We start from the raw sequence: 18,115 nt of genomic DNA, 5'->3' as shown, positions 1-18,115 counted from the left end.
ACCTGTCCGTTCGACAGAGGGAGGCGGTACGGCCGGAAGGCGAAGAAAGGATGGAGCGCCGCCCAATCGATAGCTTCGATTTATTTCGAAACTGCGCTATTCGGTGCCGCGTACTGAAGGGACGTACGTCGCGCGACAACGGTTTCCCACGCCTGCACTCGGTACTTCGGCTCTAACAGTGTTGAGTGCCTCCGGGCGAGGCCGTCCGGCGAGGACGCGCTTTTGGTTACTTTTGGCAAGGACAAAAGTGACCCCGGTCCCGGGGAGGGACGGACTATACGGAACGCTGCGAAATCAAAGTTGCACGACAACCTGAACGGCAAGAACAGCCTTCAGGCAAACCCGTGCGGATTCTTTTCCTGCCAGCGCCAGTGATCCTGGCACATGCGCTCGATGCCGTATTCGGCGTGCCAGCCGAGCACTTCGGCGGCGGCGGCCGGATTCGCGTAGCACGAGGCCACGTCGCCGGGACGCCGCTCGACGAGCTCATACGGCACCGGACGCCCCGACGCCGCTTCGAACGCCTTCACCACGTCGAGCACGCTGTAGCCCTGACCGGTGCCGAGATTGACGACAAAGCTCGCATCGCGCGTCGTTAAAGCATCGAGCGCCGCGATATGCCCACGCGCCAGATCGACCACGTGGATGTAGTCGCGCACGCCGGTACCGTCGGGTGTCTCGTAGTCGCTGCCGAACACGCGCAGCTTCGCGAGCTTGCCGACCGCCACTTGCGCGACGTAGGGCATCAGGTTGTTCGGCACGCCGGCCGGGTCTTCGCCGATCAAGCCGCTCTCGTGCGCGCCCACCGGGTTGAAATAGCGCAGCGTCGCAATGCGCCAATCGGAATCAGAGATCTCGAGATCGCGCAGGATCTGCTCGGCGATCAGCTTGGTCTGGCCGTAGGGGTTGGTCGCTGAGAGCGGAAACGTCTCGTCGATCGGCGAGCTTTCCGGCACGCCGTACACGGTTGCCGACGAGCTGAACACGAACTGCTTGACGTCGCGCTGCTTCATCGTCTCCAGCAGCACGAGCAGGCTGCCGATGTTGTTGCGGTAGTAGTCGATCGGCTTCGCGACCGATTCGCCGACCGCCTTGAGCGCCGCGAAGTGAATCGCGCCCGTGATCGGATGCGCATCGAAGATGCGCGCGAGCGCGGCTTCGTCGCGCACGTCGGCTTCGTGGAAGGCGACCGGCTTGCCGGCGATCTGCTCGACGCGCCTTACCGCTTCGCGATTGCTGTTGACGAGATTGTCGATGACGACGACGTCGTAGCCACTCGCCAGCAATTCGACCGCCGTATGCGATCCGATGTAGCCCGCTCCGCCCGTCACCAGAATCGTGCCCTTGTCCGCCATTGCCGTTCTCCGTCAGAAGTCAGAAGAGTGATGCGCCAGTCCAGGTGCGCAGGGTGTCCTTGTAGCGTTCGACGACCGCTGCCTCGTCGAATTCCGCCGCGACTTTCTTGCGGCCGTTCTCGCCCATCGCGCGCCGCGCGTCGTGGCTCATGTCGAGCATCTGCGCGAGCTTGGCCGCGAGGCTGTCCGCACTGCGCGCTTCGCAGAGCAGGCCCGTGACGCCGTCGGCGACCACTTCGCGGCAGCCCGGCACGTCAGTCGCGACGATCGGGCGGCCCATCGCCGACGCCTCCATCAGCGTGCGCGGCACGCCTTCGCGATATGACGGCAGCACGACGCAATCGGCATTCGCGATGTGAGGGCGCACGTCGTGCGCTTCGCCGAGATACTCGATCAGGCCTTCGCGCTGCCACGCGTCGACTTCGGCTTGCGAGATCGCACTCGGATTCGCGACGCCGACCGGCCCGAGCAGCTGAAAGCGCGCCTGCGGATATTTCGCGCGCAGGCGCCGCGCGGCCTCGACATATTCGCCGACGCCCTTATCCCAAAGCAAGCGTCCGATTAATACAAAAATAAATTCTGAATTTTTTTCAGGCAGAGTTTGGTACGCGAAGTGCTCGAGGTCGACGCCTTCGCCATGCATGAGACGCGCGCGCTCCGGATGCGCGAGCAGGCGCTCGTCGAGAAAGGCGGCCTGATCGTCGCGATTGAGGAACCAGACTTCGCGTGGAAAGCGAAACGCGAAGCGGTAGAGCTTTTTGGCGACTTGCGCCGCGCGGCTCTGCTGGATGAAGACGTAGCCGAGCCCGGTCGTCACCGCGACCGAGGGCACGCCCGCGAGTTTCGCGGCGATCGAGCCATAGATGTTCGGCTTGATCGTGTAATGGAAGACGAGGTTCGGCTTGATCGCGCGGTAGAGCCGGTAGAGCGCGATGAGCGTGCTCAGGTCGTGGCGCGGATTCGTGCCTTTGGATGAGACCGGCAGGTCGATGCAGCGGCAGCCCATCTGCTCGAGCAGCGGGAAGGTGCGGTCGCGCGGCGCGAGCACCGTCACCTCGGCGCCTTGACTCGTCAGCATCTTGATGAGGCCGTGCCGGTAGGTATAGATCGCCCAGGCGGTGTTGCAGACGAGACTGATGGCGAGCGGCTTGGAGGCAGGCTTCATGCGGGGCTTCATGCGGTTCGTGGAAAGGGATGCGGCTGCGCGTGACCAGGCCGCCGCTCGGTTCAAGCCGTGCGCGGCGCGAAGAGCGAGCGCTTGATCCGCTGCAGCAGCGTGTATGGCGTCACGAAGTGCAGCAGGTTCTTGGCGAGGCCGAGCCAGTCGAACGGATTGAACGGATTGAAGTAGCGCAGCTGCAGCGCGAGTGTCGACATCACCTGGCGGCGCCGCTTCGTCGCGCTGATGCCGCCTTCGTTGAGCTCGTAGTAGAGGCCGAGCTCCGGCAGGTTCGCGCAGTCGTAATGCTCCATCAGCCGCAGGAACAGATCGAGGTCTTCGGCCGCGCGGTATTTCTCGCGATAGTTGCCGACCGCGCGCACGGCGTCGACGCGCAGCATCATCGCCGGATGCACGAACGGCGCACGGAAGAAGCGCGTGCGCTTGATCGCGCGCGGTTCGGTGGCCGGCGTCAGCATGAAGAGCGGCTTGCCTTCGCGCGTCACGACTTGCGTCCACATGCCGACGGCGGCCGCCTGGCGGTGCGCTTCGAGGTACGCGCGCTGTTTCGCGAGCCGCCCCGGCGCGGCGAGGTCGCCCGCGTCGATGCGCGCGGCGTAGCGGTAGCCGCGTTCGGCGAGCGCGTCGATGCCCGCTTGCAGCGCGCGTTCGATGCCGCCGTTGACCGGCATGCGCAGCACTTCGATTGCGAGGTTCGGCAGCGTTGGAGCGACGATCGGCGGCGTGCTGCCGTCGTCGACGATCAGCACGTGCACGGGCGCGCTCTCGACGAACGACGCGAGCGTGCGCTCGACGTCCTGCTGTCCGTTGTAGGCGGGTATCAGCACGGCGACGTCGTCGAGCACGACGTTCACGACGGTGGAAGGAAAGGGCGTCGTCATGGGCGCAGCCTGAAGCGGATGTAGTAGAGGTTGACCGATGTCGCCGCGAGATAGCCGGCTGCGAGCCCGGCGAGCGCGCCGTACGAGCCCATGCGCGGAATCGCAAGCAGGTTCACGGCGAACGCGACGGCAAGCGCGAGCAGCCATTTCGACAGCAGCACGAACTTCGCCTGGTATTTGAGCACGACGAGATTGCCGATCGCTTCGATGCCGGCCGGCACCGAGAGCCACACGGCCCAGCGGAAGATGCCGATTGCGTCTTCGTAGTCGGGCCCGAACACGCGCGTGATGATGACGTGCGCGAGCAGGTCGAGCACGAACGCGCCGGCTGTCATCAGCGCGGCGGCCATCAGCGTGAGGCGCCACATGTTGCGTCTCAGCTGCGCGACGTCCTGCACGCGATAGACGAAGGCTGGCGCGATGGTCTGCGCGAGCATCAGCGCGAGCGCGATCCAGTTTTCGTTGATCTGCTGCGCGGCCGAGTAGCGGCCGAGATCGGCGAACGAAATCGCGCGTTCGAGCATCAGGCGATCGAGTTTCAGGAACAGGTACATGCAGATCAAGCCGACCCAGAACACCGTGCCCGCGGTCGCGAAGTGGCGAAACAGCGCGCGCTCCACATGCCAGCCGAGCTTGCCGCCGTTCTTATGCATGTAATAGAGAATCAGCACGATGCCGATGGCCGCCGATTCTGCGGCCCACAGCCACGAGAAGCGCGCGGGCGCGGCGGCGGCGCGCACGAGCAGGAAGACGAAGCCCGCCTTGACGAGCGCCGTCGTCATGCTCGTCAGCAGCTGCGGCTTGCTGTAGGTCATGCTCTGCAGCCACGAGTTGATGACGCCGACGAACGGCTCGCGAAACAGCATCGTGACGGCGAGCCCGGCGAGCATCGCGCCGACGAGCGGATCGGTCGCGCCGGCCGCGATGCCGGCCCAGGTGAGCAGCAAGGCGGCGGCGGACACCGCAAGGCGCAGCGCAAACGCGCTGCCGAGCACGGTGCCGAGTTCGCTGGCTTGGCGGTGGACGATGGTCGGCACGAGGATTTCGGCGCCGCAGACCCAGGTAATGGGCGCGAGCACCAGCAGGAGCGTGTTCGCGTATTGCCACTTGCCGAACACGTCGGGACCGAAGTAGCGGGCGAGCATGCCGCTGATCGCGATGGCGACGCCGATTTGCGTGAGACGCTCGAGCCCGAGCCAGACGATGTTCGCGACGGCCTTCGCGACGTCCTGATTCGCGAAGCGCTTCAGCATGCGCGGTATGGAAATTGCGGCGGCAGCGTTGCGGCAGGAGGGCGTCTAAGCATTAAAATGGGCGCGTCGCACGCATTGATAAAAACCGCAATTATAAGTTGGAACCGGCTTGCAACCGGCACCGATACATCGCGCGGCTTACTGCCCGGCCGTGACGGCGAGCCCAAACGGCGCGCCGCTCGCCAGGCGTATGTCCCCGTGCCTGGGGGAGTGTTTCACCGTTCCCGTTCCTTTCCCACCTTTCGCAAGCAACTGAGAGCCTAATCATGATTTCCCAATCCATCTTCAAGGCGTACGACATTCGCGGCGTCATCGGCAAGACGCTCGATGCGGATGTCGCGCGGCAAATCGGCCGCGCGTTCGGCAGCGAAATCCGCGCGCAGGGCGGCGACGCCGTCGTGGTGGCGCGCGACGGCCGCCTGTCGGGGCCGGAGCTGATTGCGGCCTTGTCCGACGGCTTGCGCTCGGCGGGCGTCGACGCGGTCGACGTCGGCATGGTGCCGACGCCGGTCGGCTACTTCGCGGCGAGCGTGCCGCTCGCGCTCAAAGGCGGCGAGCGCAAGGTCGATTCGTGCATGGTCGTGACGGGCAGCCACAATCCGCCCGACTACAACGGCTTCAAGATGGTGCTGCGCGGCGCTGCGATCTACGGCGAGCAGATTCAGGCGCTCTACAAGCGCATCGTCGACGGCAATTTCGAGCAGGGCAGCGGCAGCTATGAGCAGTACGACATCGCGGACAAGTACCTCGAGCGCATCACGAGCGACATCAAGCTCGCGCGGCCGCTGAAGATCGTCGTCGATACGGGCAACGGCGTGGCGGGCGGGCTCGCGCCGCGGCTTTTCAAGGCGCTTGGCTGCGAGCTCGTCGAGCTCTTCACCGAGATCGACGGCAACTTCCCGAACCACCACCCGGACCCGGCGCACCCCGAGAACCTGCAGGACGTCATCCGTGCCTTGAAAGAAACCGACGCGGAGATCGGCTTCGCGTTCGACGGCGACGGCGACCGGCTCGGCGTCGTCACCAAGGACGGCCAGATCATCTACCCCGACCGCCAGTTGATGCTGTTCGCGCAGGAAGTGCTGTCACGCAACCCGGGCGGCCAGATCATCTATGACGTGAAGTGCACCCGCAATCTCGCGGCGTGGGTGCGCGAGCAGGGCGGCGAGCCGCTGATGTGGAAGACGGGCCACTCGCTCGTGAAGGCGAAGCTGCGCGAGACGGGCGCGCCGCTCGCGGGCGAGATGAGTGGCCACGTGTTCTTCAAGGACCGCTGGTATGGCTTCGACGACGGCCTCTATACGGGCGCGCGTCTGTTGGAGATCCTCGCGCGGGCGCAGGATCCGAGCAAGCTGCTGAACGACCTGCCGAATTCGCTCTCGACGCCCGAATTGCAACTGAAGCTCGAAGAGGGCGAGAACTTCGCGCTGATCGCGCGCCTGCAGCAAGAGGCGCAGTTCACGGGCGCGGACGAGGTCGTGAAGATCGACGGCCTGCGCGTCGAGTATCCGGACGGCTTCGGCCTCGCGCGTTCGTCGAATACGACGCCGGTCGTCGTGATGCGTTTCGAGGCCGATAGCGATGCGGCGCTCAAGCGTATTCAGGACGATTTCCGGCGCGTGATTCTCGCGGCGAAGCCGGACGCGAAGCTGCCGTTCTGACCTGAATGGCGGATTGCCGGCGTGGCGGCGGCTGCGGCACTGCCGAACGGTCCGCCGCAGCCGGCGCACGCATCAAGGTGAGGCGGGCGGGGTGGCGGCGGGCGTCGCGCTTGCCGCCGATGCCGCAGCGGGGATGAGCGCCGGCGTTTTGCTGTCGTCGGCGAGCGCTGGGATCGAGGCCTTCGCCGGCGCCGATGAGGCGGCCGGCGCGGAGGGCGCGGCAGGCGCCGCTCCCGGTATCGCCGTGCTGGTGATCGCCGCGGCCGGCACCGGGTCCGCCTTCTTGACGACCTTGGGCAAGTAGCGCTCGACGAACTCGAAGAAGCGGTCGTAGAACTTGTCCGATTGAATCGTCTCGCTCGAGACCTTGACCATTTCGTCGCTGTTCGAGCGGATCGGCATCGAGATCGAGCCGATGATGCTCAGGCCGACGGTCGCCGAGGTATCGCTCTTCTTGAGCGCGAAGCCGTTCTGCACGGCGTTCGCATAGACGATGCTGGTATCGCTCGTTTCCTCGCCGGGCACGCAGACCACATGGAACTCGACCTGGACGTGCTTGTCGCCGTCGGACTGGAAGTCCTTGGTGCCGACGATCGAGTCGGGATGCGGCACGGTCGTCACGTAGCCCTGGTTCAGCAGGGTGCGGCGCGCGGCCTCGCAGGCGTCGCCGGCGCTGGCGTTGAGGTTGCGGGAGTACTGGCTCACGCCGGTGTCGAACATTTCCTGCTGGTATTTCTGCGGCGGCGGAGCGCTGGAGCAAGCGGCCAACGTGGAGAATGCAGCCAGAGCGGCGAGCGTGAGCGCGCCGTGGGCTTTGGAAAATCGGGTGGGCATGGTCTGAGGAATGACTGCTCAACGGCAAACGACATGCATTGTAGTGCGGTTACCGCCGAAGAAACTAAACGCTTGTGCAACAAGGATTTACAAAAACCCTGACCCGCCTCGCGCGGCGCTTGGCGAACGAATCTCCCGGCAGCGCACATGGGTTCCGGCCCTCGATGCGCGAGTTCCCGTGTTGTCGATTCGCCAAGCGTGCCATCGCTGAAAGCTTTTTGAAGCCGAATCGAAACCCGGTGTCAGGCCGGACCCGCCCGCGCACCGGGAAGCGCGCCCGCGCGGCGAGGTAGAATTGCTGCCCTTTAGAACTCCCTTCGAACCGGCTCGCCGGCTTTTCCTTTGAGCGCGCAGAAAATATTGATCGTGAGAGTGTCGTCGCTGGGCGACGTCGTTCACAACATGCCGGTCATCGCCGGCATTCGCCGCAGGCACCCCGACGCGCAGATCGACTGGCTGGTCGAGGAGAGTTTCGCCGAGCTCGTGGAACTCGTCGACGGCGTGCGCCGCGCGATTCCGTTCTCGCTGCGGCGCTGGCGCAAGCGCCTCACGTCGCCCGAGAGCTGGCGCGAGATCGGCGCGTTCAAGCACGCGCTCGCGGCCGAGAACTACGATCTCGTGATCGATTGCCAGGGGCTCATCAAGACCGCGTGGGTCGCGAGCTGGGCGCGCGGGCCGCTCGTCGGCCTCGGCAACCGCACCGACGGCGCCGGCTACGAATGGCCCGTGCGCTTCTTCTACGACAAGCGCGTGCCGATCGAGCCGCGCACGCACGTCGTCGAGCGCACGCGCCAGCTGGTCGCGGCGGCGCTCGGCGACCCCAAGCCGCAGCCCACCGACGACATCGATTTCGGCCTCGACACGCGGCGCGCGGCGCTCGCCCTCAACGGGCTCGGCCTCAACCTGCCGGTGCCTTACGTGGTGTTCGTCCACGCGACCTCGCGCGCCGACAAGCAATGGCCGGACGCCGCATGGATCGAGCTCGGCCAGTCGCTCGTGCGGCGCGGCGCGTCGCTCGTGCTGCCCTGGGGCAGCGACGGCGAGCGCGCGACGAGCGAGCGTCTCGCGAAGGAATTCGGCGCCGCGGCGATCGTGCCGCCGCGCTTGTCGCTGCCGGCGGTGGTGGGGCTCATCGATTCGGCGGCGGCCACCGTGGGCGTCGATACCGGCCTGGTGCATATCGCCGCGGCGCTGAAGCGGCCCACCGTCGAGTTGTACAATTTCGCGACTGCATGGCGTACCGGCGGCTATTGGTCGCCGAACGTCGTCAATCTTGGCACGGCCGGGCGGCCGCCGGCCCTTCAGGATGTGAAGTCCGCGCTCGCCGGATTCGGCCTGCTCTGAGCAGACAACAGACAATCCCAGGGGCCCATCACCATGAACGAATCCCAGATCGTCGAGATCGAGTCGGCCGATTGGCAGGCGCAGAACCTGCCGGTGCCGCGCGAGCAACTGCGCGATGCGCTCGAGCACGGCAAAGTGCTCTATTTCCCGAACCTGCGCTTTGCGGTCGACGGCGGCGAACAGGCGCTCCTCGATCCGGCGCTCGCCGATCCGAAGCGCAAGAACATCAGTCTCGAAGCGAACGGCGGCGCGCTCCACGGCGTGCTCGGCGACGCGGTCACGCAATCGGCGGCGCGGGCGCTCGTCGCGCGCTATCAGGCCAATGCGCGCTCGCTCGTCGACGGCCTTCTCCCCGAATATCGCGGCAAGCTCCGCGTCGCGCCGACGAGCCTGCGCCTGCATCGCGTCGAGACCCGCGAGACGTCCTGGCGCAAGGACGACAGCCGCTTGCACGTCGACGCATTTCCGTCGCGCCCCAACTACGGCGAGCGCATCCTGCGCGTGTTCACGAACGTGAATCCGCAGGGCGTGCCGCGCGTGTGGCGCGTCGGCGAGCCGTTCGAGGACATGGCCAAGCGCTTCTTGCCGGAGATCAAGCCGCAGATGCCGGGCACCGCGTGGCTGCTCGATCTGCTGCACATCACCAAGTCCCGGCGCAGCGAATACGACCATTTGATGCTTCATCTGCACGACGGCATGAAGGCCAATCTCGAGTATCAGAAGGCGAGCCCGCAGGAGACCATGCCGTTTCCGCCGGGCAGCGTGTGGGTCTGCTTCTCCGATCAGACGTCGCACGCGGTCATGTCAGGCCAGTTCATGCTGGAACAAACGTTCTTCCTGCCGGTGAAGGCGATGGTGCACCCCGAGTGCGCGCCGCTCGGCATTCTCGAGCGGCTCCAGGGCCGGGCGCTGGTTTGAGCGCGGCTCGAGTGTCGCCTCAAGCTTCGTTCGCGCCGTTGCGTGCGCCGGTCTGTGCGCGGCTCCCTGGTAGGCTGGGGGGCGCATGCTGAGAGTCGTCTATCGGGCGCTCTGGTGGGTTGTCGCGCCGCTGGCGGTCCTGCGTCTCTACCTCCGCTCCCGCCGCGAGCGCGGCTACCGCGAACACGTCGGCGAGCGCTTCGGCCATGTGCGCGGCCGACTGCCCGAAGACGCGGCGCCGCTGATCTGGGTGCATGCGGTGTCGGTCGGCGAGACGCGCGCAGCGCAGCCGCTCATCGCCGCGTTGATGGCGGCGCGGCCCGGCGCTCGCATTCTCCTCACGCACATGACGCCGAGCGGCCGCGCGACCGGCGAGCAGCTCTTCGGCGAGCGCGTGCTGCGCTGCTACCTCCCGTATGACATGCCGCATGCCGTGCGCCGCTTCCTGCGCGCGTGGCGGCCGTCGCTCGGCCTCGTCATGGAGACGGAAGTCTGGCCGACGCTGATCGACGAATGCCGGCGCGCCGGCGTGCCGCTCGTGCTGACGAATGCGCGGATGTCGGCGCGCTCGTACAAGCGCGCGGCGCGCTTCGGCAGCGCGGCGCGCGAAGTGTTCGGCGGTTTTACCCGGGTGCTGGCGCAAAGCCCGTCGGACGCCGAACGGCTGACCGCGCTCGGCGCACGCAACCTCGCCGTGCTCGGCAACCTGAAGTTCGACATCGCGACGCCGCCCGAGCTCGTGGCGCGCGGCCATGCGTGGCGCGCGGCGATCGGTGCGCGGCCGGTCTGGGTGGCCGCGAGCACGCGCGAAGGCGAGGAGCCGCTGGTGCTCGACGCGTTCGCGGCGCTCGCCACCGAGGATGCGCTGCTGATTCTGGTGCCACGCCATCCACAACGCTTCGACGAAGTCGCGGCGCTGGTGGAAAAGCGCGGGCTGCGCTGCGAGCGGCGCTCGCAATGGGCTGCCGCAGCGGCTGCGGCGGCCGGGCAATCGGCCACGCCTCGGCCTCTGCCCGAGAGCGTCACGGTGCTGCTCGGCGATTCGATGGGCGAGATGGGCGCCTACTACGCCGCGGCGGACGTCGCGTTCATCGGCGGCAGCCTGCTGCCGCTCGGCGGGCAGAACCTGATCGAGGCGTGCGGAGTGGGCACGCCGGTGCTGATCGGGCCGCACGTGTTCAACTTTTCGCAGGCGACGGCGGATGCGGTCGCGGCGGGCGCCGCCGTGCAAGTGACGGATCCGGCCGAGCTCGCCAAGGTGCTCGGCGAATTGTTTGCCGACAAGCCGCGGCGCACGACCATGGCGGCGGCGGCGTCCGCGTTTGCGGCGCGGCATCGCGGGGCGACGGCGCGGACGGTCGAGGTGCTGACGGCGCTGCTGGAGGCCGGAGAGGATGGTGCGCCGCTTCGCTGAATTTCGCTAACAGCGATTCCGTGCCGGTTATATGCTTTCATGGCATTTAACCGGCATAAATTTTCCGATTAATTCGGGAAATATGCTGATGCCAGGTTAACCGGCACAATAAGGCCGGTTATCGTGTTTTTTTGGCATTAACCGGCACAATGCTACCGTTTGAATTGGCAGCCCCCGACGAAATCGCGAGCGAGCTCGGCCAGCGGCTGCGCGCGTGCCGGCTTGCGCAGAACTTCCAGCAAAGCGAGCTGGCGGCGCGGGCCGACATCTCCGAGCGCGCGCTACGCAATCTCGAGCGCACGGGCCGCGGCACGCTCGACACCTTTTTGCGCGTCGCCAGCACCCTGGGTCTCGCTGCCGACTTGTCGCAGCTCTTCGAGCTGAAGCCGAAAACGATCAAGGACATGGAACTGGCGAGCGCCGGGCGCGAGCGCGCGTCGAGGAAGAGCCCGTGAAGAAGATCAACGTCGTGTACGCGGGGTGGGGCGAGCGCTTCACCCTGGGCCAACTGGCCGACGACGGCCAGGATCTCCTGTTCGAATATTCGGCCGAGGCGCTGCAACGCGGTCTCGAGCTGTCGCCGCTCAAATTGCCGCTCGCCGCGCGCACCCATGGTGAATTTCCTGCCCACCAGCTCCGCTTGCCGGGGCTCGTGAGCGATGCGCTTCCCGACGGCTGGGGCATGCTGCTGATGGACCGCCTGTTTCGCAAACAGGGGCGCGCGCCTCAGCAAATGTCGGCGCTCGATCGACTCGCATTCATCGGCGACAAGGCGATGGGCGCGTTCGTCTTCGAGCCTGCCGATGATCGATTTGATTGCGGGCAAGGTGGAGGAGAACCGGGCGCGTGTTTTAACGCCGAGCTGAGCGCCTCGTATTGACCCGCGTCCTACCGCGAATAGAGCTTGACCATTCCCGCGTCGACGACCTGCGCGATCTCTTCCATTCGGCAGGTAATGTGCATTTCGATCAACTCGCGGCACCGCGCTTCGCGTTCCGCAAACATGCGTGCGAGCCCCTTGCCGAGGCTACGGCTGGCTCCGCTGATGCAGACCACCTGATCCCGCACGCTGAAAATGTCCCTGACTTGCATGTCCGAGTCCTTGCTGATCGAGTCTGGCGGCAAGACCGGCTTTCTCTCGTGCGTCATGGCGAGCCGCGCAGGCGCACGATGCCAGGTGCCGACAAAAGTGTCGACACTGGTGTACGCGATTCGGGTAGGCCGCAGCAAGGTGTGGGCGCCGTGTGCCGCACGTGGTGTATTTGCTATACTTGTACAGTTAAATGTACATGTGAGATCGTGCCATGCGAACCATCCACTTCACGGACGCCCGCAGCAATCTGAAGTCCGTGATCGATCAGGTCGTCGACGATGCTGACGTGACCTTGATCACGCGTCGCGACGCGCCGAATGCGGTCATCATGTCGCAGGAGTATTACGACAGTCTCATGGAGACGGTTCACCTGCTGCGTTCGCCCGCCAACGTCGCGCATCTCGAACGCTCGATTGCCCAACTGCGCAAAGGTAAGGCGAAGGAACGCAAGCTTTCCGAGGACGATGCATGAGCATGCGCAGGGTGCTTTTCACGCCCGACGCATGGGACGACTACGTTTATTGGCAGGGGCAGGATCGCAAGACCCTCAAGCGCATCAACCAGCTCATTCGCGAAGCGCAACGTACGCCGTTCGAAGGCATCGGCAAGCCTGAGCCATTGAAGGCCAATTTTTCCGGTTTCTGGTCTCGCCGCATCGACGACACCAATCGCCTTGTATATGAGGCCGATGACGATCAACTAAGCATCATCGCTTGCCGCTACCACTACCAAGCATGACGGCGTACAGCTGGTACTGTCCGATTGCGCTCCGCTACACCCTCAACAACCCCTTCTTCTCGATAAACGCGATCACCTCCTGCAACCCCTCGAGCGCCTTCAGGTTGCACATCACGAACGGCCGCTCGCCGCGCATCCTCTTCGCGTCCGACGCCATCACGTCGAGGTTCGCGCCCACGAGCGGCGCGAGGTCCGTCTTGTTGATGACGAGCAGGTCCGACTTCGTGATCCCCGGTCCGCCCTTGCGCGGAATCTTCTCGCCGCCCGCCACGTCGATCACGTAGATCGTCAGGTCCGACAGCTCCGGGCTGAAGGTCGCCGCGAGGTTGTCGCCGCCCGATTCGATGAAGACGATGTCGGCGTCGGGAAAGCGCGCGAGCATGCGGTCGACGGCTTCGAGGTTGATCGAGGCGTCCTCGCGGATCGCCGTGTGCGGGCAGCCGCCCGTCTCCACGCCCATGATGCGCTCGGCCGGCAGCGCGCCCGCCACGGTCAGGAGGCGCTGGTCTTCCTTCGTGTAGATGTCGTTGGTGATCGCGACGAGGTCGTAGGTGTCGCGCATCGCCTTGCAGAGCATTTCGAGCAGCGTCGTCTTGCCGGAGCCGACCGGGCCGCCGACGCCCACGCGAAGCGGCGGCAGTTTCTTGGTGCGGGATGGGCGATGGGCGGTGGATGCAGGTGCGTTCATGATCGTGGGACAGCTTATGAGCGAAAGAGCCGCGAATACTGCGACTCGTGGCGCGCCGACAGGATGCCGAGCTGCGGCGCGAAGGTGTTGATTCGTCCGGGCGGCGTTTGCAGCGCTTGCGCGACTGCGCTGTCGATCGCGGCGCGCAAGGCGACGATGATGCGCTGCCCGGCGAGCTGGCCGAGCGGCACGGCTTTCAATGCGGAGGCGGCTTGGTTCTCGACCCAACTGAACGCGTAGGCGGCGAGCGCGGCGTCCGTGGCCGCCTCGTGAGCGACGGCGGCGAACGCGAAGGCCGTTGGCTGCGCGATAGGCGTCAGCGAGGTCAGCGTCGCGCGCCGCGCGTCGTCGCCCCATTCGAGCGACGCGCACAGCTGCTTGAGCGACCAGCCCATCTGCTCGGTCTCGCGCCGCAGTTCGGACGACTCGCGGCTCGCGAGGAACTCGGCGTCGGCCTCTGCGAGCGCGGCGGCGTCATGCGTGCGCCAGCGTTCGATCTGGTGCGCGAGAAACGGCAGCTCGCCGCGCGCGAGCACGTTGACGAGGCCGCTTGCGATCCAGTCGCGGGCGCTGTCGGCGTCGGTGATCAACTGCGCTTCGATTGCGGCTTCGAGGCCTTGCGAGTAGCTGAACGCCCCGATCGGCAGCGCCGGCGAGGCGAGGTGCAGCAGCGCCGTGAGCTCAGCGATGCGCATGGCCGTGGGCGTGATCGTGGCCGCAGCAGTCGCCGTGATCGCTAGGGTCGTGGTCATGCGCGTGGCCGTGGTCGTGCCCATGGTCATGCCCGTGATGCTCGTCGAACACCTGCTGCGCGAGCGCGTAGTCTTCCGCGAAAGTCTCGTCGTGGCCATGCTTGTGGCCGCCACCGTACGCGCCCGTTTCCGGCTGGAACGGCAGCGACGCTTTTTCGACGCTCGCGCCGAGGCGTTGGAGCATCTCTGCGAGCACGGGGTCGGCTTCGAGCTTCAGGCAGTCGGCGCCGATTTCGACGCGCGTGTGCCGGTTGCCGAGGTGGTAGGCGGCGCGCGTCAACGTCAGCGGGTCGGGCGCGCGCACGAGCAGGACGTCTTCTGCCGCGGCGACGACGCGCACGAGCCCGCCGTCGTCGGCCACGAGCACGTCGCCGTCGGCGAGCACCGTGCCGCGCGGCAGCACGAGCGCGACTTCCTCGCCGCTATCGAGCGTGGCCGCGAGCCGGCTCTTGCAGCGCGCGTCGAACGCGAGCGTGAGCGTCGGCGCGCGCGCGACGAGCGTGGCTGCGAGCTTCACGTTGGGGGTGATGCGTTTATCGATCGTGCGCATGTCAGAACAGAAACACCAAAAACATCAGAACAGGAAATAGCGCTGCGCCATCGGCAGCACCTTGGCCGGCTCGCAGGTGAGCAGCTGGCCGTCGGCGATCACCTGATAGGTCTCCGGATCGACGCTGATCGACGGCTGCCAGGCGTTGTGGATCATGTCGGCCTTCGTTACCTTGCGGCAGTTGCGCACCGGCACGATGCGCTTGGCGAGGCCGTAGCGCCCGGCGATGCCGGCGTCGGCGGCCATCTGCGAGACGAAGGTGAGCGAGGTGCGCGCGAGCGCCCCGCCGCGCGTCGCGAACATCTCGCGATAGTGCACGGGCTGCGGCGTCGGGATCGAGGCGTTCGGGTCGCCCATCTGCGCGAGCGCGATCATGCCGCCCTTGAGGATCAGCGTCGGCTTGATGCCGAAGAACGCCGGCTCCCAGAACACGATGTCGGCCCACTTGCCGGGTTCGAGCGAGCCCACTTCGTGCGCGATGCCGTGCGTGAGCGCCGGGTTGATCGTGTACTTCGCGACATAGCGCTTCGCGCGGAAGTTGTCGTGGCGCGCGCTGTCTTCTTGCAGCGCGCCGCGCTGCACCTTCATCTTGTGCGCGGTCTGCCAGGTGCGGATGATCACTTCGCCCACGCGTCCCATCGCCTGCGAGTCCGACGACAGCATCGACAACGCGCCCAGGTCGTGCAGGATGTCCTCGGCGGCGATCGTCTCGCGGCGGATGCGCGATTCGGCGAAGGCCAGGTCCTCGGCGATCGACGGGTCGAGGTGATGGCACACCATCAGCATGTCGAGGTGCTCGTCGAGCGTGTTGACGGTGTAGGGGCGCGTCGGATTCGTCGACGACGGCAGCACGTTCGCCTCGCCGCACACCTTGATGATGTCTGGCGCATGGCCGCCGCCCGCGCCTTCGGTGTGGTACGTGTGGATCGTGCGGCCCTTGAAGGCGGCGACCGTCGCTTCGACGAAGCCCGCTTCGTTGAGCGTATCGGTGTGGATCGCGACCTGCGTGTCGGTGTCGTCGGCGACTGACAAGCAATTGTCGATCGCGGCCGGCGTCGAGCCCCAGTCCTCGTGCAGCTTCAGGCCGATCGCACCTGCCGCGATCTGCTCGGTGGCGGGCTCCGGCAGGCTCACGTTGCCCTTGCCGAGAAAGCCGATGTTGATCGGCCAGCCGTCGGCTGCCTGCAGCATGCGCTCCATGTGCCACGGGCCCGGCGTGCAGGTCGTCGCGTTGGTGCCGGTCGCGGGGCCGGTGCCGCCGCCGATCATCGTCGTCACGCCCGAGGCGAGCGCTTCCTCGATCTGCTGCGGCGCGATGAAGTGGATGTGCGTATCGATGCCGCCCGCCGTCACGATCAGCCCTTCGCCCGCGATCACCTCGGTCGACGCGCCGATCGGAATCGTCACGCCAGGCTGGATGTCGGGGTTGCCCGCCTTGCCGATCGCCCAGATGCGGCCGTTTTTGATGCCGATGTCGGCCTTCACGATGCCCCAGTGATCGAGGATCACGGCGTTCGTGACGACGGTGTCGGCGACATCGGCCGCCGTCAGCTGCGACTGGCCCATGCCGTCGCGGATCACTTTGCCGCCGCCGAACTTCACCTCCTCGCCGTAGGTCGTGTAGTCGCGCTCGATCTCGATCAGGAGCTCGGTGTCGGCGAGGCGGATGCGGTCGCCGGTCGTGGGGCCGAACATCTCCGCGTACGCGCGGCGTCCGATGCGTAGAGTCATGTTTGAACGTCCGGAAGAAGGGTTACAGCGGTCCCATGACCTTGCCGTTGAAGCCGTAGACGGCGCGGCTGCCGGCCAGCGCCACCAGCTCGACGGTGCGTTCCTGGCCCGGCTCGAAGCGCACCGCGGTGCCTGCCGCGATGTTCAGCCTGAAGCCGCGTGCCTGCTCGCGATCGAAGGAAAGCGCCACATTGACTTCGTAGAAGTGGTAGTGCGAGCCGATCTGCACGGGGCGGTCGCCCGTGTTCGCGACGGTCAGCGTGACGGTCGCGCGGCCTGCGTTGAGCTCGTGCTCGCCGTCGTCGGTGAGGATTTCGCCGGGAATCATCGCGCGTGCTCCTTCATGGAATCGGATGATGGACGGTGACGAGCTTGGTGCCGTCGGGGAACGTCGCTTCGACCTGGATGTCGGGAATCATCTCGGGCACGCCTTCCATCACGTCGTCGCGCGTGAGCAGCGTCGTGCCGTAGTGCATCACTTCGGCGACGGTCTTGCCGTCGCGCGCGGCTTCCATCAGCGCCGCCGAAATGAAGGCCACCGTCTCCGGATAGTTGAGCTTCAGGCCGCGCGCACGGCGGCGCTCGGCGAGCAGCGCGGCGGTGAAGATCAGCAGCTTGTCTTTCTCTCTGGGTGTCAGCTTCATGAAAGAACGAGACAGGGAAAATGTAATAAATGATTGATACAGAACGATATTTTTGTTGCGCGGCTATCGTAGCACCGCGCTGTCGCAATTGCGTTCCCGTGCTTTATACGCGTTATAGGTCCGCAGGCAGCGGCGCTCCAAGCCACTTCTTCGACATGGTGTCGAGCGCGCCGTCCTTGCGCGCCTGCGTGAGCGCGGCATCGACCTTCTCCAGGAGGCGCGGTTCGTTTTTGTTCAGGCCGACGTAGCACGGCGAGCTCTTGATGACGAACTTCGTCTCGAGCATGCGCGGCGGATGCTTGGCGTTGATGGCGGCCGCCACGATATTGCCTGCGGCGATCAATTGGACCTGGTTCGAGAGATACGCGGAGATCGTCGCGTTGTTGTCCTCGAAGCGCTTGATGGTCGCGTTCGGCGCCATCTGCGTGAGCGCGAGCTCTTCGAGCGCGCCGCGCGTCGCGCCGACCGCCTTGCCGGTCAGGTCGCCGGGATTGGCCACCTTGAGGTCGGCCGGGCCGAACACGGCCTGGTAGTACGGTGCGTACGCGATCGAGAAGTCGATGACCTTCTCGCGCTCGGGCGTCTTGCCGAGCGACGAGATCACGAGGTCGACCTTGTTGGTGCTCAGGTACGGAATGCGGTTCGCGCTGTTCACCGGCACGAGCTCCAGCTTCACGTTCAGTGCTTTGGCGAGCAGGGCGGCGGTGTCGATGTCGTAGCCTTGCGGCTTCATGTCGGCGCCGACCGAGCCGAACGGCGGATAGTCTTCCGGCACGGCGACGCGCAGCACGCCGTTCTTCGTGATCGTGTCGAGTGCGTCGGCATGGGCGGCGGCGGGGGCGAGCGCGCACAGGGCGACGAGGGGGGCGGCAAGCGTTGCGGCGAGCCATGCGCGGCGCGAGCGGCGGGTGCGCGTGGCCGCGCGGACAGAATTGCGATTCATGAGGTGGTGGTCTCCGGGGAGTGTGGCTGAGCCGCTTTAGGAACCAAGCGCAAGCGGCGCGAGGTGGCCCCATAGGAGCAAGGGGCATGCCACACGCGACGTGACGAACAGTCCTTGTCCCGCCAGACAGGTAAGA

21 protein-coding genes are annotated in these 18,115 nt (G+C 66.1%); 8 read left to right on the top strand and 13 right to left on the bottom strand.

Annotated features, from left to right (window positions below):
• Positions 1–332 precede the first annotated feature (332 nt).
• From galE to FAZ69_RS04765, 4 genes are read right to left on the bottom strand one after another with little or no spacing between them, the layout of a single operon-like run.
• Entirely contained in the window at positions 333–1,355 is a 1,023-nt protein-coding gene (gene galE / locus FAZ69_RS04780) for a UDP-glucose 4-epimerase GalE (RefSeq protein ID WP_136892790.1), read from the bottom strand.
• A 19-nt stretch (positions 1,356–1,374) separates the two neighbouring features.
• Positions 1,375–2,532, bottom strand: coding sequence for a glycosyltransferase family 4 protein (locus FAZ69_RS04775; RefSeq protein ID WP_169708557.1), 1,158 nt, complete (start codon positions 2,530–2,532; stop codon positions 1,375–1,377).
• Between the two features lie 50 nt (positions 2,533–2,582).
• Positions 2,583–3,416: a glycosyltransferase gene (locus tag FAZ69_RS04770; protein ID WP_136892788.1), complete on the bottom strand. Its 834-nt coding sequence runs from the start codon at positions 3,414–3,416 to the stop codon at positions 2,583–2,585.
• Complete coding sequence (locus tag FAZ69_RS04765) at positions 3,413–4,669, bottom strand: oligosaccharide flippase family protein (RefSeq protein WP_136892787.1); 1,257 nt, start codon at positions 4,667–4,669, stop codon at positions 3,413–3,415. The genes FAZ69_RS04770 and FAZ69_RS04765 overlap by 4 nt, the downstream gene beginning before the upstream one ends.
• A gap of 266 nt (positions 4,670–4,935) precedes the next feature.
• Between FAZ69_RS04765 and FAZ69_RS04760 the strand changes: the two genes are divergently transcribed.
• Positions 4,936–6,330, top strand: a complete 1,395-nt coding sequence (locus FAZ69_RS04760) for a phosphomannomutase/phosphoglucomutase (protein ID WP_136892786.1) — start codon at positions 4,936–4,938, stop codon at positions 6,328–6,330.
• A 72-nt stretch (positions 6,331–6,402) separates the two neighbouring features.
• Here the strand turns inward: FAZ69_RS04760 and FAZ69_RS04755 are convergent, their stop codons facing one another.
• On the bottom strand, positions 6,403–7,164 hold the full coding sequence (locus FAZ69_RS04755; protein ID WP_136892785.1) for a DUF2242 domain-containing protein: 762 nt from the start codon (positions 7,162–7,164) through the stop codon (positions 6,403–6,405).
• A gap of 342 nt (positions 7,165–7,506) precedes the next feature.
• Between FAZ69_RS04755 and waaC the strand changes: the two genes are divergently transcribed.
• The 5 genes from waaC (at position 7,507) to FAZ69_RS04730 (ending at position 11,720) form a co-directional block, all read left to right on the top strand.
• Positions 7,507–8,508 carry a lipopolysaccharide heptosyltransferase I gene (gene waaC / locus FAZ69_RS04750; protein WP_136892784.1) on the top strand — a complete coding sequence of 334 codons (1,002 nt, stop codon included), beginning with the start codon at positions 7,507–7,509 and terminating at the stop codon, positions 8,506–8,508.
• Positions 8,509–8,541: 33 nt separating this feature from the next.
• Positions 8,542–9,426: a Kdo hydroxylase KdoO gene (gene kdoO / locus FAZ69_RS04745; protein WP_136892783.1), complete on the top strand. Its 885-nt coding sequence runs from the start codon at positions 8,542–8,544 to the stop codon at positions 9,424–9,426.
• An 85-nt stretch (positions 9,427–9,511) separates the two neighbouring features.
• Positions 9,512–10,840 (top strand): lipid IV(A) 3-deoxy-D-manno-octulosonic acid transferase, encoded by a 1,329-nt coding sequence (gene waaA, locus FAZ69_RS04740; RefSeq protein WP_136892782.1) that lies wholly within the window; start codon positions 9,512–9,514, stop codon positions 10,838–10,840.
• A gap of 164 nt (positions 10,841–11,004) precedes the next feature.
• The gene (locus FAZ69_RS04735; protein ID WP_169708556.1) at positions 11,005–11,295 is read left to right on the top strand and encodes a helix-turn-helix domain-containing protein; all 291 of its coding nucleotides are present in this window, start codon (positions 11,005–11,007) and stop codon (positions 11,293–11,295) included.
• Positions 11,292–11,720 (top strand): HipA N-terminal domain-containing protein, encoded by a 429-nt coding sequence (locus FAZ69_RS04730; RefSeq protein ID WP_136892780.1) that lies wholly within the window; start codon positions 11,292–11,294, stop codon positions 11,718–11,720. Before FAZ69_RS04735 ends, FAZ69_RS04730 begins: the two co-directional genes overlap by 4 nt.
• Before the next feature lie 8 nt (positions 11,721–11,728).
• Here FAZ69_RS04730 and FAZ69_RS04725 read toward each other — a convergent pair whose 3' ends face one another.
• The gene (locus tag FAZ69_RS04725; protein ID WP_136892779.1) at positions 11,729–11,932 is read right to left on the bottom strand and encodes an SDR family oxidoreductase; all 204 of its coding nucleotides are present in this window, start codon (positions 11,930–11,932) and stop codon (positions 11,729–11,731) included.
• A gap of 212 nt (positions 11,933–12,144) precedes the next feature.
• Between FAZ69_RS04725 and FAZ69_RS04720 the strand changes: the two genes are divergently transcribed.
• Entirely contained in the window at positions 12,145–12,405 is a 261-nt protein-coding gene (locus FAZ69_RS04720) for a type II toxin-antitoxin system Phd/YefM family antitoxin (protein ID WP_136892778.1), read from the top strand.
• A complete protein-coding gene (locus FAZ69_RS04715) occupies positions 12,402–12,671 on the top strand; it encodes a Txe/YoeB family addiction module toxin (RefSeq protein ID WP_136892777.1) in 270 nt (89 codons plus the stop codon). Before FAZ69_RS04720 ends, FAZ69_RS04715 begins: the two co-directional genes overlap by 4 nt.
• 34 nt (positions 12,672–12,705) lie before the next feature.
• On the opposite strand, the gene ureG is transcribed toward FAZ69_RS04715, so the two are convergent.
• The 7 genes from ureG to FAZ69_RS04680 form a co-directional block, all read right to left on the bottom strand.
• Positions 12,706–13,359: an urease accessory protein UreG gene (ureG, locus tag FAZ69_RS04710; RefSeq protein ID WP_136892776.1), complete on the bottom strand. Its 654-nt coding sequence runs from the start codon at positions 13,357–13,359 to the stop codon at positions 12,706–12,708.
• 14 nt (positions 13,360–13,373) lie between these two features.
• Positions 13,374–14,054: an urease accessory protein UreF gene (locus tag FAZ69_RS04705; protein ID WP_136892884.1), complete on the bottom strand. Its 681-nt coding sequence runs from the start codon at positions 14,052–14,054 to the stop codon at positions 13,374–13,376.
• On the bottom strand, positions 14,041–14,661 hold the full coding sequence (gene ureE / locus FAZ69_RS04700) for an urease accessory protein UreE (protein ID WP_136892775.1): 621 nt from the start codon (positions 14,659–14,661) through the stop codon (positions 14,041–14,043). Before ureE ends, FAZ69_RS04705 begins: the two co-directional genes overlap by 14 nt.
• Positions 14,662–14,685: 24 nt before the next feature.
• Entirely contained in the window at positions 14,686–16,392 is a 1,707-nt protein-coding gene (gene ureC / locus FAZ69_RS04695) for an urease subunit alpha (protein WP_136892774.1), read from the bottom strand.
• A 22-nt stretch (positions 16,393–16,414) separates the two neighbouring features.
• Entirely contained in the window at positions 16,415–16,720 is a 306-nt protein-coding gene (locus FAZ69_RS04690) for an urease subunit beta (protein ID WP_136892773.1), read from the bottom strand.
• Positions 16,721–16,733: 13 nt separating this feature from the next.
• Positions 16,734–17,036, bottom strand: coding sequence for an urease subunit gamma (gene ureA / locus FAZ69_RS04685; protein ID WP_136892772.1), 303 nt, complete (start codon positions 17,034–17,036; stop codon positions 16,734–16,736).
• 112 nt (positions 17,037–17,148) lie between these two features.
• On the bottom strand, positions 17,149–17,979 hold the full coding sequence (locus FAZ69_RS04680) for a transporter substrate-binding domain-containing protein (RefSeq protein WP_136892771.1): 831 nt from the start codon (positions 17,977–17,979) through the stop codon (positions 17,149–17,151).
• Between the last annotated feature and the right edge of the window lie 136 nt (positions 17,980–18,115).

This window comes from Trinickia terrae (assembly GCF_005144415.1).
Classification (GTDB): Bacteria; Pseudomonadota; Gammaproteobacteria; order Burkholderiales; family Burkholderiaceae; genus Trinickia_A; species Trinickia_A terrae.
Note: the sequence above shows the minus strand (reverse complement) of the source record. Positions and strands in the feature narration are given on the sequence as shown.

Excerpts from the sequence above, each read along its gene's own strand:
- kdoO (WP_136892783.1), top strand. The coding sequence starts at position 8,542 with ATGAACGAATCCCAGATCGTCGAGATCGAGTCGGCCGATTGGCAGGCG.
- FAZ69_RS04765 (WP_136892787.1), bottom strand. The coding sequence starts at position 4,669 with ATGCTGAAGCGCTTCGCGAATCAGGACGTCGCGAAGGCCGTCGCGAAC.
- FAZ69_RS04680 (WP_136892771.1), bottom strand. The coding sequence starts at position 17,979 with ATGAATCGCAATTCTGTCCGCGCGGCCACGCGCACCCGCCGCTCGCGC.
- FAZ69_RS04715 (WP_136892777.1), top strand. The coding sequence starts at position 12,402 with ATGAGCATGCGCAGGGTGCTTTTCACGCCCGACGCATGGGACGACTAC.
- ureA (WP_136892772.1), bottom strand. The coding sequence starts at position 17,036 with ATGAAGCTGACACCCAGAGAGAAAGACAAGCTGCTGATCTTCACCGCC.
- FAZ69_RS04770 (WP_136892788.1), bottom strand. The coding sequence starts at position 3,416 with ATGACGACGCCCTTTCCTTCCACCGTCGTGAACGTCGTGCTCGACGAC.
- FAZ69_RS04720 (WP_136892778.1), top strand. The coding sequence starts at position 12,145 with ATGCGAACCATCCACTTCACGGACGCCCGCAGCAATCTGAAGTCCGTG.
- ureE (WP_136892775.1), bottom strand. The coding sequence starts at position 14,661 with ATGCGCACGATCGATAAACGCATCACCCCCAACGTGAAGCTCGCAGCC.
- FAZ69_RS04775 (WP_169708557.1), bottom strand. The coding sequence starts at position 2,532 with ATGAAGCCCCGCATGAAGCCTGCCTCCAAGCCGCTCGCCATCAGTCTC.
- ureC (WP_136892774.1), bottom strand. The coding sequence starts at position 16,392 with ATGACTCTACGCATCGGACGCCGCGCGTACGCGGAGATGTTCGGCCCC.
- FAZ69_RS04760 (WP_136892786.1), top strand. The coding sequence starts at position 4,936 with ATGATTTCCCAATCCATCTTCAAGGCGTACGACATTCGCGGCGTCATC.
- FAZ69_RS04725 (WP_136892779.1), bottom strand. The coding sequence starts at position 11,932 with ATGCAAGTCAGGGACATTTTCAGCGTGCGGGATCAGGTGGTCTGCATC.
- waaA (WP_136892782.1), top strand. The coding sequence starts at position 9,512 with ATGCTGAGAGTCGTCTATCGGGCGCTCTGGTGGGTTGTCGCGCCGCTG.
- galE (WP_136892790.1), bottom strand. The coding sequence starts at position 1,355 with ATGGCGGACAAGGGCACGATTCTGGTGACGGGCGGAGCGGGCTACATC.
- FAZ69_RS04705 (WP_136892884.1), bottom strand. The coding sequence starts at position 14,054 with ATGCGCATCGCTGAGCTCACGGCGCTGCTGCACCTCGCCTCGCCGGCG.
- ureG (WP_136892776.1), bottom strand. The coding sequence starts at position 13,359 with ATGAACGCACCTGCATCCACCGCCCATCGCCCATCCCGCACCAAGAAA.
- FAZ69_RS04755 (WP_136892785.1), bottom strand. The coding sequence starts at position 7,164 with ATGCCCACCCGATTTTCCAAAGCCCACGGCGCGCTCACGCTCGCCGCT.
- FAZ69_RS04690 (WP_136892773.1), bottom strand. The coding sequence starts at position 16,720 with ATGATTCCCGGCGAAATCCTCACCGACGACGGCGAGCACGAGCTCAAC.